This is a genomic window from Lujinxingia vulgaris, from assembly GCF_007997005.1.
GTDB lineage: Bacteria > Myxococcota_A > Bradymonadia > Bradymonadales > Bradymonadaceae > Lujinxingia.
The window spans coordinates 35967-48207 of sequence record NZ_VOSL01000020.1; the positions used below are offsets into that span (position 1 = coordinate 35967).

12 protein-coding genes and 1 riboswitch are annotated in these 12241 nt (G+C 64.7%); of the genes, 5 read left to right on the top strand and 7 right to left on the bottom strand.

What is annotated here, in order from left to right; genetic code table 11:
• Positions 1-181: 181 nt before the first annotated feature.
• Positions 182-568, bottom strand: coding sequence for a hypothetical protein (locus FRC96_RS04370; RefSeq protein ID WP_146973138.1), 387 nt, complete (start codon positions 566-568; stop codon positions 182-184).
• Positions 562-673: riboswitch (SAM riboswitch) on the bottom strand. Its footprint overlaps the gene before it by 7 nt.
• Positions 674-859: 186 nt before the next feature.
• On the opposite strand from FRC96_RS04370, the gene FRC96_RS04375 reads away from it, so the two are divergent.
• Both FRC96_RS04375 and FRC96_RS04380 read left to right on the top strand, forming a co-directional pair.
• Positions 860-1135 (top strand): DUF4160 domain-containing protein, encoded by a 276-nt coding sequence (locus FRC96_RS04375; protein ID WP_146973140.1) that lies wholly within the window; start codon positions 860-862, stop codon positions 1133-1135.
• 12 nt (positions 1136-1147) lie between these two features.
• Positions 1148-1984 carry a DUF2442 domain-containing protein gene (locus FRC96_RS04380; protein WP_146973143.1) on the top strand — a complete coding sequence of 279 codons (837 nt, stop codon included), beginning with the start codon at positions 1148-1150 and terminating at the stop codon, positions 1982-1984.
• A 190-nt stretch (positions 1985-2174) separates the two neighbouring features.
• Here the strand turns inward: FRC96_RS04380 and FRC96_RS04385 are convergent, their stop codons facing one another.
• The 6 genes from FRC96_RS04385 to FRC96_RS04410 form a co-directional block, all read right to left on the bottom strand.
• Positions 2175-3356, bottom strand: coding sequence for a methanobactin export MATE transporter MbnM (locus tag FRC96_RS04385; protein WP_146973144.1), 1182 nt, complete (start codon positions 3354-3356; stop codon positions 2175-2177).
• 42 nt (positions 3357-3398) lie between these two features.
• Positions 3399-4265, bottom strand: coding sequence for an MbnP family copper-binding protein (locus FRC96_RS04390; protein WP_230469868.1), 867 nt, complete (start codon positions 4263-4265; stop codon positions 3399-3401).
• A 155-nt stretch (positions 4266-4420) separates the two neighbouring features.
• Entirely contained in the window at positions 4421-4672 is a 252-nt protein-coding gene (locus FRC96_RS04395; protein ID WP_230469869.1) for a DUF2795 domain-containing protein, read from the bottom strand.
• A gap of 223 nt (positions 4673-4895) precedes the next feature.
• On the bottom strand, positions 4896-5999 hold the full coding sequence (locus tag FRC96_RS04400; RefSeq protein WP_146973152.1) for a peptide-N-glycosidase F-related protein: 1104 nt from the start codon (positions 5997-5999) through the stop codon (positions 4896-4898).
• 156 nt (positions 6000-6155) lie between these two features.
• Positions 6156-7364 carry a choice-of-anchor D domain-containing protein gene (locus tag FRC96_RS04405; protein ID WP_230469870.1) on the bottom strand — a complete coding sequence of 403 codons (1209 nt, stop codon included), beginning with the start codon at positions 7362-7364 and terminating at the stop codon, positions 6156-6158.
• Between the two features lie 86 nt (positions 7365-7450).
• Positions 7451-9046 carry an RCC1 domain-containing protein gene (locus FRC96_RS04410; protein WP_146973157.1) on the bottom strand — a complete coding sequence of 532 codons (1596 nt, stop codon included), beginning with the start codon at positions 9044-9046 and terminating at the stop codon, positions 7451-7453.
• Between the two features lie 407 nt (positions 9047-9453).
• Here FRC96_RS04410 and FRC96_RS04415 point away from each other — a divergent pair, with 407 nt between their 5' ends.
• The 3 genes from FRC96_RS04415 to FRC96_RS04425 all read left to right on the top strand — a co-directional run bounded on the left by FRC96_RS04415 (position 9454) and on the right by FRC96_RS04425 (position 12237).
• Positions 9454-10926: a hypothetical protein gene (locus tag FRC96_RS04415; RefSeq protein WP_146973159.1), complete on the top strand. Its 1473-nt coding sequence runs from the start codon at positions 9454-9456 to the stop codon at positions 10924-10926.
• An 83-nt stretch (positions 10927-11009) separates the two neighbouring features.
• Entirely contained in the window at positions 11010-11339 is a 330-nt protein-coding gene (locus tag FRC96_RS04420) for a hypothetical protein (protein WP_146973162.1), read from the top strand.
• An 82-nt stretch (positions 11340-11421) separates the two neighbouring features.
• Entirely contained in the window at positions 11422-12237 is an 816-nt protein-coding gene (locus FRC96_RS04425) for a 2-keto-4-pentenoate hydratase (RefSeq protein ID WP_146973165.1), read from the top strand.
• The last annotated feature ends 4 nt before the right edge of the window (positions 12238-12241 follow it).

Genomic DNA, 12241 nt, shown 5'->3' on the forward strand with positions numbered 1-12241 from the left:
TCTGGACTTAGCCCTGGATGCGCTCGGGGCATATATTATGCGGGGACGTTGGCTGCGGACTCGCAGTGGCGCTGCCACAGCTTCGTTTTTGCTCTAGCCCTGGATGCGGTCGGGTTAGGGGGACTGCGAGTCCGTTTTTTTGCTCATGTTTTGGGTGCTGTTGTTCAATGAAATCAACGGTTTAGCTGCTCTTGGTGTGCTCGCGGAGGAGGTTGTCCAGGTCGGTCTGAACCACCGCGCGCAGGCCGGGGCTGTGCAGGGTGTCGCGCTCGATGGCGAGTGCCTGCGCCTCTTTATGCCAGGGGTGCTCGGCGTTGGGGCAGGTGAAGCGGTCGAAGGGACGCAGGTTGGCCTCGGAGAGCAGGCCATTGTGATGGGCCACGGACTCGGCCATGCCGCGGGGGGCGCGCACGTTGCGTTCGGCGAAGCAGTCGGCGTCGCAGACCTTGCAGCGCATGTGGCTGTGGGTGTCGGGGGCGACGGTGAAGTAGGAGTAGCCGCGGCGGTAGGCGTACGCGTGTTCTGTCGGGGTTTGGGCGAGGGGGGTATGGCGAGGATCGTGAGACATGGTGCGCTCCACAGGAAGGGAGTTGCGCAGGCTTTACCACCTTACCGGGATTGGCAGGTTGGTCCGGCTTCAAAGGGCCTATCCCTCCACCGGTCTGCATGACGGCGTTGAGTGTAGGTGCGTGTAGGTGTGGGTCAAGGGATTTTGAATCGTACTAAGAGCGAATCGATGGAGGACTTTTTGTTCTCGTTTTGGATTGGAAAGTGTCGTTCGAGGGGTTAGAATCGAATAGACGCAGGGCTGCTACAGCGATCCGATGCGAGGCGATGCGTTAAATGGGGGGAGCTTCACGTGGGCAAGGTGCGCGCCATACAAGTGGCTGAAGTCGAGTGGCTGTTTTATTCGAATGACCATCCACCCCCGCATTTTCATGTGCGAAAGGCTGGCGAGTGGGAGATTCGGGTTTATGTCCTGACGTCGAATCGTGTGGATGGGCTTGATTATGAGTGGGTCTGGCCGCGAGGTTCAACGCATATCAACGGGCGACTTATCCGAGCATTGTTGCGGGAGATCGAGGCGCACCGCGCGGAGCTTCTGGCGGAGTGGGAAGTCAAGGTCGACTACTAAAGAGAACACATTATGACGACATCGACGACCATTCATGTGTTGGCGCGAGGGGTTGAGTCGCGAGGTTTTGAGCGCGACGGGGTAAGCGTCAGCGGGGAGTTGGAGTGCGAGGATTGGGAGGGGTTTGAAAACCTCTTTGTGCTGACATCTGCGATGCATCTCGGGGAGGTGGCGGATGTGGTGCGGGCAGCCAATCGCAAAAAGCATTTGCGGGGGCTTCTGGTGGAGCAGTCTCATGATACCCGGTGGATTCTGGCGATGTTGGAGCGGGCGAATCTGCGCACGCTTAAACATACGTTGGTGCATTCCGACATGCGGGTCTTCCGTCGCATTGTAAACGCCTGGGCGATGGGGGCGCAGGACGAGCTTATTGCTGACGCAACGGTGATGGAGGGGGTGCTCTTTGTGCGGACCTGCGCGCTGGAGACGCTGGAGGTCGAGGTGCGTGAGGTTAAGGCGTTGCGGAAGGCGAGCCGCGATGAGGTTCATACATTTGAGGTGGCCGAGGATGGGGCTTACATCTACTGGCCGGACCTCGACGTTCATTTGAATGTCGAGTCGGTTCGTGTGGTGCTCGACCCGACGTTAAAGAGCGAGTTGATGTTGGCGCGTCAGCGCGATGAGCAGCGGATGGGGGCTGCTCTGCGGAAGATTCGCGAGCGCAAAGGGCTGCGTCAGGCCGATATCGAAGGGGTTTCTACGCGGCAGGTCGGGCGTATTGAGCGTGGAGAGGTTCGGGCGCGTCATGCCACGCTGGAGCTGTTTGCCAGGGCGCATGGCGAAGAACTCAACACGTACCTGCAGGAACTCAGCCGCGTGATGCGCGAGCTCCGCGCGATTACGCCGTGAGCTATCGTTGACGCCGTATCTGTTGTGTTGAGAACGCCTCGGGCAGCGTTGCAAAGCCTCGACGATGCGAAAGCATCGCCTGTGTTTTGCGCCTTGCCCGAGAAGCTCTCGGCTTCGCAGCTATCGACGTCGGCTTCTGTTCACGGCGTAGTAAGGGTTGAGGCGAAGGTGGGCAGCTCCCGCCTTCATGTCACTCGCCAGCCCGCGGCTCAAAGGGAGGAAGATCGGCAGGGGGGCCAAGGGCGGGGTTGGTGAGGAAGTCGTGGTCGGTGAGGCTGTGGAGGAAAGCTTTGAGGTCTTCGCGCTCCTCGTCGGTGATGAGAAAGCCGGGGACGAAGAGGCTCAAGTTGGGGTTGAGGTAGCCGACGCCGGCGTTGGGGCCGTCGGCGATGGTGCGGCCGCCGGCGGCGTAGTGGTCGATGACGGCGTCGAGGTCGGCGACGCTGCCGTCGTGCATGTAGGGGGCGCGCACCGCGACGTTGCGGAGGGTGGGGGCTTTGAAGCGGCCCATGTCTTCGCGGCGGCCGGTGACTTCGTGCACGCCGGTGTTGGGGGCGGGGTAGGCGCCCTGGCCGTCGATGTTGTAGAGGCCGGTGACGTGGAAGGGGGCCGAGGTGGTGGTGAGGCCATCGTGGTCGATGGCGTCGGAGAAGTTAAAGCCGCCGTGGCAGTGGAAGCACTCCAGGCGCTCGGAGAAGAAGAGGCTCATGCCGCGGCGGGCGGATTCTGAGAAGTCGGTGGCGTCGCCCTCGTACATGAAGCGGTCGAAGGCGCTGGAGCCCGAGACCAGTGTGCGCTGGAAGCTGGCGAGCGCGTAGGTGATGTGGGTGATGGTGATGGGCTCTTCGGCCTCGGGGAAGGCGGCGGCGAAGCGCTGGCGGTAGAAGGGCTCGTTTTGCAGGCGCGCGATCAGTTCGTCTTCGCGACCGGCCAGGCCGAGCTCAACGGGGTGTTCGCCAAAGATGGGCGTAATGGCCTGGGTTTCGAGGGTGGTGACCAGGGGGTTGGCCCAGTTGTAGGTCTGGTTCCAGGCGACGTTGGTCAGGGTCATGCTGCGTCGCGGGTGCGCTTCGCCGGTGGAGCCCACCGCGCGGGGGAGGACGTCGGCGAAGGCGCTGGACTGGGGGTGGCAGCTGGCGCAGGACTGGGTGCCGTTGCCGGAGAGGCGCGTGTCGTAGAAGAGGGCGCGCCCCAGCTCGGCCTTCTCGGCGCTCCAGGGGTTCTCCGGGGGGATGCGCGGGGTGGGAAAGTAGGAGGGGATGGGCGGGGAGGCCACCTCCGGGGAGGTGGCCTCCGAGCAGCCCAGCGGGATGGCGAGCGCGCTGGCGAGCACGAGAAGGATGGCGGGAGTGAGGCGCAGCGCGTGGGTCACGGTCGGGGCTCGGTGTGGAGACGTTGGCTCGTGGTGCGGGTTTCAGCGAGCCTGGACGCGCACGACCTGGCGAGGGGTGGGGCTTTGCTCGCTGTGGGTCAGGTTGAGCGCGGAGAAGATCGGCTGGCAGTCGCTGTCGGCCGGTCCGGACATGCAGCCGGAGGGGGTGCCTTCCTGACGCTCATTGAGGTTGGCGTCGGCGACAAGTTCGGCAAGATCAAAGACGAGGGTGTCGGCGTCGACGTTGACCTCGCTCAGCTCGATCCGGGCGCGGTTGGCGTTGGTGCAGGAGGTGGCGCCGCCGCCTTCGGCCGGCTCGCATCCGGTGCTGCCCAGGTGGAATTGCCAGCCGGTGTCGAGGCCGGTGGTGGCACCTTCGATGCGCATGAACTTGTAGCCACCCAGCCAGCTCCAGAACATCGCAGTGGTGTTAAGGGGGCTGGGCGCGGTGGCCGCGTCGATATGGTTGAGCTCAAAAGGCACGCCGATGGTGAAGCGCAGGGCGTCGTAGGTGCCTTCGGGGAGCGTGCCGGTGACAATCTCGCGGGTCTCGGTGCTGCCGTTCTGACAGCGGCCGGTGGCGTCTTCGAAGTCGAGAAGCGCGAGGTCTTCGTGCTGCCAGACGCCGTCCTGATCAAGGTTGAGGGGCTGCCACTGGCCGTCGGTGTCGCGAAGTTCAATTTCGCTGATGAAGAGGCGGAAGTCGAAGGGTTCAAACGCCGTCTCGGTGGTGCCCAGGCCCTCATAGGTTTGACCGCAGGAGAAGGGCTCGTCGCCGACCTGGGCGGCGAAGTTCAGGGTGAGAGGCTGCGTGGTGGGATTGTCTTCGGCGCTGCCGCAGCCGGCGAGGAGCAAGAGGAGGGCCGGAAGTAGGAGGGGGCGGGTCAGCGGGGCGTGTTTAGAGAGCATCATTCAGCTCGGTGAATAGGGTCGGGGAGACGCAATGCGTGCGGTGAGGCCCGCGCCTGCGACGGATATGTGGTGAACGGTCTCCCCCGTTCGAGTGGGGTCTGGCAACGGGGCTAAACGTCGCACCAGGGCGCAGGGAGGTCCGTGGAGGGAGGTCAGGGTGGCGAGGCGGGAGCGCCGGGGCCATCGGGCCAGGTACGCTCGAAGCGGTAGGCGTGCAGGAGGTCGTCGAGATCGACAAACGTACGATCCGGCATACGGTTGAGCGCCGAGAGGATCAGCTCGCCGGCATAGGCATCGGTGGCGTGTTGCAAGAGCGCGTCGCGACCCACCGGGAAGCGCAGACCCCGGAGCACGCGGGCGATCGTGGTCGGGGAGGGCGTGGCGCTGATCCGGTAGTCCGTCATGCGATGACCTCGGCGCGGGATAGGGGCGGGCAGCAGTGGCGAGGCGGTCTTCACCATAAAGTTAAGGAGGAGCGGGGAAACGCCTAATGGATGGTGGATCAGGCGCATGAAATAAGGACTTCGTGCGACCGTGGGTCGTTTTTGGAAGTGACCGTGGGTCGGCTTCAGAACTGACCGTGGGTCACCTCTGGAAGTGACCGTGGGTCATCATTGGGTCGAACGATCAGCGCCACACGTAGAGCTTGAGCGCCACCTGGGTGGAGGGGAGGAGGTCGACCGGGGAGGTGTTGTCGTACTCGCTGCCGTCGGCCAGCAGGATGTTGAGGCTTAAGGTGTTGTCGCCGGGTTGCACGGCGTCGGTGAGGTCGACGCGATCGCCGACGGAGACGGCGCCCGGGCACCAGCCGTTGCGGGCATACTCCCAGGTGCCGGCCTGGGGGGAGACGGGATTCAACGCGCAGTCGGCCCGCCAGGGGTTCACCGAGAAGAGGGCGTCGTCGTTGAGGAGAAGATCGTGGCGCATCTCGCAGAACTCGGCGCAGTTGCGCGTGTTGCCAAAGCTGTGGCCGGTGGTGGTGAGGTGGGCCTCCACCCGGCGGAAGCTCTCGGGGAGTGTGAAGCTCAGCTCGGGGAGCTGGGAGGCGACGTTTTGATCGGGCTCCACTTCGCCGACGGTGATGGCCTGGCGAGCGATGAGGTTGATGACCTCGTCGGCGGCTTCCGGGTAACCCGGGGTTAAGTAGAAGGTCGCGCTGACCTCCCAGCCTTCGCCCTGTTCATGGCCGGGGCCGACCCAGGTGTCGATGAAGGAGCGCAGCGCGCGCTCGCCAGTCAGCAGGCCGGCCAGGGGAGTGAGGTCGATGTACTGGCACATGCCGCGGCGGTAGGGGGTGATGTGGCGCGCGAGCTCCACGCGGTTCTGGTCGTCTTCGGCAGCGTCGGGGTTGGTGATGAGCTCCAGGCTGGCGGTGCGGTCCCAGTGGTCGCAGACCATGCCCTCGGGGCAGGCCAGCTCCAGTTTGAGCCCCACCTGGGACCAGTCGCCCTCGGGGAAGGTGACGGGTGTGTCGACCGTGCGGCGGTCTTCGTCGCCAAAGTACTGATGGACGCCGTCCATGGCCACGACCTCCACCACGCGCTCGTCGAAGGAGGTGGTCTCAGGGCAGGGGTACCAGGGGGCGGCGTCGTCGAAGTTGTAGCGGGGCACCTCCTCTTCGACGACCAGCGGCTCTTCGGGCGCGGGGGAGGAGCAGGCGCTGAGAACGGCCAGGCACAGGATGGCGAGGAGGTGACCGGGGACTGGCGAGCGATGAGGAAGGGAGGGCATGCGGGGCCTGCGGCAAGGAGGGAGGGGGAGGGCCGGTGGCAGTATAGAGAAGTGTGAGGGAGGCGACAGAACAGATCGCGGGGAGGGCAGAGCAGTGAGAGCCCGCGTTTTGCGCGAGCTCTCAGATGTGTCGAAAATGGCTGTTAGATCAAAGGGTTATTCGCCAGGCTCGTCGACCGGTCGCGCGCGAAGTTGCAGGATGATCTCGCTCTGCGTGGGGTCGTTGGTGGTGAGGGTGAGCTGACCCAGGGCCTCCTGTTCGACGTTGAGGTTGGCGTCGATAGCGATGGCCTCGGTCTGGGCGATGCCCAGAACGAGCGGGAGGGCGGGAGGGGCGGGGAGGCTGAAGACGCCGCCGCCGTCGTTGGTGAGCTCAAGCTCGCTGATGGTCAGGGAGCGGTCGCGGCTGCAGTTGAGCAAAACGATATCTTCGCTGGTCTCGGCGCCCGGCAGGAGCTCGCCGAAGTCGAGGTCGCCGCTGGTGCGGATGCAGGGGGCGGGGCCGTTACCCTGGAGCTCGACGATGATGTCGGGGCCGTCGGGGAGGTTGGCGGCGATGGTGAGCTGGCCGCTGGCGATCTCCTCGGTGGTGGGGGTGAAGCTCAGCTCGAGGTCGATCTTGTCGTTGCGCTGCAGGAAGGCGGGGAGCTGGGGCTCGAGCGCGCGGGCGCTGAACTGGGAAGCGAACTCCTCGTCGCCGGTGGAGGTGAGCGCGGTGATGTTGAGCGGGTCAATGCCGCGGTTGTAGACAGTGATCTCGCGGGTGGCCGTCTCACCGACGCTGACCGAGCCGAAGTTGACGTAGCGCGGGGCTTCGGCCTGGGCGTAGGCCGAGGTGGACTGGATGGGGATGATGACTTCGGGGGTGTCCGGGTCGTCGCTGCCGATGATGAGGCGGCCGCCGATGCCGGTGTAGAGGGTGGGCTCCCAGCGGATGGTCACGTCGCGGTAGGTGTTGGGAGCGAGCTCGAAGCTCTCGGCCCAGCCCTCGCCGGGGCGAAACTGAGGCGTGGTGCCCGGGAGCTGGAAGTGCTCGATGGCCAGGCGCGTGACGATGAGCGGGCTTTCGCCGGTGTTGCGGATGGTGACGATGGCGCTGTCTTCTTCGCCAAGGCGCACGTCTTCGAAAGCGATGGCGATGGGGCTGACGTCGATGTTGGGGGGGCCGGCCAGAGTGTCGGGCTCATCGCCGAGATCGGGCTCGGCGTCGGGGCCGGCGTCTTCGGAGACATCCTCGATGTTGGTGTCGGGGAGCTCGACCGGGTCGGCGGTGTCGCTGTCGCCGGAGCAGCCAACGAACATCAGGGTCAGAGCGAGGGAGGCGGCGCCGCGAAGCGCGAGGGTGGAGAGGAGGGAGGCGTCCATCATAGATCCGGGCAGTGCATCAACGTCAGAGGAGCATCGGGCGCGCGTGGTTGCAGCGCGCGCAGGGCATCGTAGCCGCAACGGGCTTAGGGCGCTACCTGCACCGGGGTGATGCTCATGTTGTTTTCGCCCTCGGTGCCGTCGCCGAGTTGGCCGTCGACGTTGGCACCCCAGCAGAAGGCGTCGCCGGAGGTGCTCAACGCACAGCTGTGGAAGTTGCCTGCGGTCACGCGGTAGATCTCTTGGGCCAGGGTAACAGGAATCGGCGTTGTGCTCTGGCTTGTCGAGGATGCGCGGCTGAGCTGGTTGCGAGCGTTATCGCCCCAGCAGTAGGTTCGACCGTCGATAAGTGCCGCGCAGGTATGCAGCCAGCCGGCAGCGACGTCGACGGCGTCGGCCGGGAGGTTGACGCGCTGGGCCAGGCCCGCGCCGCCGGAGGTGCCGCGGCCCAGTTGTCCCGATGTGTTACCACCCCAGCAATATACGTCACCGTCGAGAGTCAGGGCACAGGAGTGATCGTAGCCTGCGCTGATGCGACGCGAGGCGGGGAGGTTGAAGACCCGGCGCGGGGTCGTTGCACCGTCGGTGTTTCCGACTCCCAGCTGACTTAAGGTGTTAATCCCCCAGCACCAGACCTCGCCAGAGGTTCTCAGCGCGCAGGCGTGAAGGTTGCCAACGCTTACATCGACGACCTGGTCGAAGTTGCCGCCGGTCTGGTTCTGGACGAGGACCTTAGCGGATGTCAGGGTGATGGTACCTCCCCCAAGTTGCCCCTGGCCGTTGTAGCCCCAGCAGCGCACCATTCCCCCGGTGGTGCGTGCGCAGGTGTGGTTGCCGCCGGCGGAGATATGGGTCAGGTCGAAGAGATCGGTCACGGCCATGGGCGTGGAGGAGGTGTTGTTGGTCGTGTCCACACCAAGTTTACCGTGATTGTTATTGCCCCAGCAGAGGGCGCGGTTGTCGGCTTTCACCACACAGGTATGGGTGTTGCCGGCGCTCACCTGCCGGCCGTCGTTGATGGAGGTGATGGCGTAGGGAAAGGCACTTCCTGAGGTACGGTTGTTGCCAATCTGACCGCTGTCGCCGCGTCCCCAGCAGCGGACCTGGCCGTTGGGGCGGAGCGCGCAGGTGTGTTCGGCGCCGGCGGTGAGGTCAACAAAATTCTGGTCGGCCACGCAGAGGTTATTTGGCGCGCAGCGTTCGCCGCCGGCGCAGTCCGCGCAGCTGTACCGGGTGCCGTCGATGTAGATGTCGCCGCATTCGGCGCCGACCTCCCCGCAGACGTCGACACATTGTCCTTCCTGACAGGCGCCGAGGTCGCAGGTGCCGCAACTCACCGCCTGACCGGAAAGGGTGTGGTCGCCGCATACAAAGCCGGCCTCCTCGCAGAGGTCGACGCAGACCTCGTCGCGGCATTGTTCGTTGGGGCCGCAGAGGCCCTCGCAGGGGAGCGGCTCGGTGGTGTCGGCGTCTTCTTGAGCGTCGGCGTCGGCGTCATCGCCGGCGTCGGCCGGATCGGCGTCGGGGAGCCCCAGGTCGGGCTGGCCGCTGTCGGGCGCGTCGGTGTCCGGGGAGGACGCGTCGGGCTCGATGTTCCAGTCGGGCTCGACGCTGGCGCAGCCCGCGCTGAGCAGCGAGGCCAGCAGGATGATCACAAAAGAGGTAGCAAAGGGGCGTAACACCGTCAGATCCCTGGCGAAAAAGGGGCGTTCTAAGCAGAGCGTTCGAAACGAGGTGGTCCCTTACTAAAACGAAGCTGCGGGCACAATGCAACTGCAGCGGCGATGGCGAGTTGCCCGCGTGGGGTGGGGGGGGAGCAGGGCAATCGCAAAGTGGGTCCCCACCACCCGCCACCGAAGGGGGACCCCTTGTAGGTCCCCGCCCTGGGAGTTCGGGAGGGGCACAAGACTCCTCCCTACGGATTGGGTGGGTTCTCCTTAAAAAGTCTTGTGGGACTTTGCGATTGCCCTGGGGGGTGGAGGTGCGGGCATTGTTTGGCACTGGCTCGCAGGTGTATGGTCCGCGCGCTCTCCTGGCGGGCGCGCGCTCGCTGATGCCCAATCTGGATTTATTGCGCGGTAGACGAACGATGACCTCCCAGCCGACTTCAACGCCCCACTCCGAGACTTCTCCCACCGATCGCCGCGTGAGCTGGCAGTGGATGGTGGGGATCTTTTTACTCGCGCTGGCCGTCTTTGCGGCGTTTAGCGGCGACCGCCTCAAGGGCCCCAGTCCGGACAATCACTTTGTGTATCTGGCGCATACCTACAACCAGATGATCGCGGCGACCTTCAGCGAGGAAGCCGCCGCGGCGCGCGAGGGGCTGGTGGCCTTTGAGCTCGATCGCGAGCCCCATCATCGCAATGATTGGGCGAGTTATCGGGAGATTGAGCTGCGCAGCGGGGAGGTGGTGAAGGGGAACTGGGCGGGGCGAGCGCAGCACGGGGAGTTTAAGCTCTTGAGCGGGGAGGTGATGGAGATCCCGCGGGCGGAGATGCGGGGGGCGGAGCAGACGCGGCGCTACTTTGTGTCTTTTCCACCGGGGCCGGGCTTTTTGATGATGCCGCTGGTGGCCATCTGGGGTTGGGAGACCAACGACGTGCTTTTTACGATCGTGTTTGCGGCGCTCAACGTGCTCCTGATGTTCCTGCTCCTGGAGCGGCTCTCGGCGACAGGGGTCACCGAGCGCAGCCGCAGCGATAACCTCTGGCTCACCGCGCTCTTTGGGTTTGGGACGGTGCACCTGTGGTGCGCGGTGCTGGGGCAGGTGTGGTTTACGGCGCTGGTGGTGGGGATCACCTTTACTCTGGGCTATATCTATTTTGGGCTGCACGCCCGGCGGCCCTTTCTGGCGGGGGTGTGTCTGGCGCTGGGCTTTGCGACGCGCACGCCGCTTGTGTTCTCGGCGATCTTCTTCTTTTTGATGGTGGCCTTCCCCGAGGGGAAGCTCGTGGTGCCCTCGCAGTATAAGGCGCAGCTCAAGAAGCTCGTGCTCTTCTGCATCCCCTGTCTGGCGGTGGGGTTGAGCCTGCTCTTTATGAATTATGTGCGTTTTGAATCCTTTACGGAGTTCGGGCACCGCTACCTGGCCGAGGGACGCATCGGGCGGATCGTGGAGTACGGGCTCTTTCACTGGCATTTTCTGGGCAAGAACCTCTCGGCGGCCTTTACGCTGATGCCGGAGCTGCAGACGAGCTACCCCTATGTGGTGGTGAGCCGGCATGGGATGAGTCTGCTTTTGACGACGCCGGCCTTTGCGTACCTCTTGTGGCCCAGGGAGCGGCGCGACGCGGGTGAGCGATTCTTGCACCGGGCGCTGTGGGCGACGGTGGCGGCGATCGCGATCCCGGGGTTTTTGTATCAGAACACGGGGTATGAGCAGTTCGGGTATCGCTTCAGCCTGGATTTCACGGCGTATCTGATCGTGCTGCTGGCGGTGGGGCGGCGGCCGCTGACGCGTCTCTTTAAGGCGTGTGTGGTGGCGGGCTTTGCGGTCAACGCGTTCGGGGCCATCACCTTCAAGCGGATGGCGGAGTTTTACAGCAATCGTTTTTTCGTTTAGGTCCGGGTGGTTGCTCGGGGCGGTGTGGTGCCGCTTTCCCTTTTCGATTTAAGCACTTAGCCCATGCGAAGTGAGAGCGTGTGATGTTCAAGTTTCCGATGCCCCCGCGTCCCAGACCCTTGCCGGAAGGGGAGCGGCCGAAGTTGCAAAAGCTCTTTGGCTCCTATGCCCACGGCACGCTGGCGTTGATGGGGGTGGCCGCCGGGGTGATCGCGCTGGTGACGCTGGGACTGGAGATCTTTTTTGAGTCGCCGCTGCCCGCGGCGCTGGGGCTTCCGATTCCTTATATGAGCATGCCGCTGGGGCTGGGCACGGTGGTGCTGGGCGGGCTGATGGCGCGCGCGAGCTGGAAGATGGCGCTGCCTGCGCTCTTGATGGGGGCGGTGTACTGGGCGATGGTGGCGCTGGCCTGAAGGGAGCGGCAATCGTCGGAACGTTGCCTTCGCGCGATTTTTCCTCTGTCTACAACCTCTCACACACCCTGCTGGAGCCCCTATGACCACCCATGATCCGGAGCGCGTGGAGCGTGCCGCGCAGATGCTCTGGGATGCTCAGTTCGGCCAGAGCCCCTGTGCGCCCTTGAGTCAGAGTTTTGAGGGGCTGAGCGTGCAAGAAGCCTACGCGATTCAGGAGCTTGTGGGGCGCTGGCGAGAGCTTCGCCACGGGCTGGACGGGGCGCGGCCGGCCCGGCTGGTGGGCCATAAGATCGGGCTGACGAGCGAGGCGATTCAGAGCTGGCTGAAGGTCAATGAGCCCGACTTCGGGCTTTTGTTGAGCGATATGGTGGTGAATGACTCGATGGTGGCCTCGACCTCGACGCTCTTGCAGCCGCGGGCGGAGGCGGAGGTGGCCTTTGTGCTCAAAGAGGATCTGAGCGGGCCTGGGGTCACCGCCGCCCAGGTGGTGCACGCCACCGAGTATGTGATGGCGGCGATTGAGATCATCGACTCGCGCATCGCCGACTGGAAGATCACCTACGAAGATACCATCGCCGACAACGCGTCGAGCGGGCTTTTTGTGCTGGGGGGCCGGCCGCAGAAGATCGAAGACATCGACCTGCGCCTGTGCGGGATGGCGATGCGCAAGAACGGCCGGGTGGTGTCGACGGGGGCCGGAGCGGCGTGCCTGGGGCATCCGGTCAACGCGGTGGTGTGGCTGGCCAACAAACTCGGGGAGTTTGGCCAGGGCTTAAAGGCCGGGCAGGTGGTGTTGAGCGGGGCGCTGGGGCCGGTGTGTGACGTGGCCGCCGGCGACTACGTGGAGGCGGAGATCTCGGGGCTGGGCCGAGTGACGGTGCGATTTGGAGAGTGAGCCG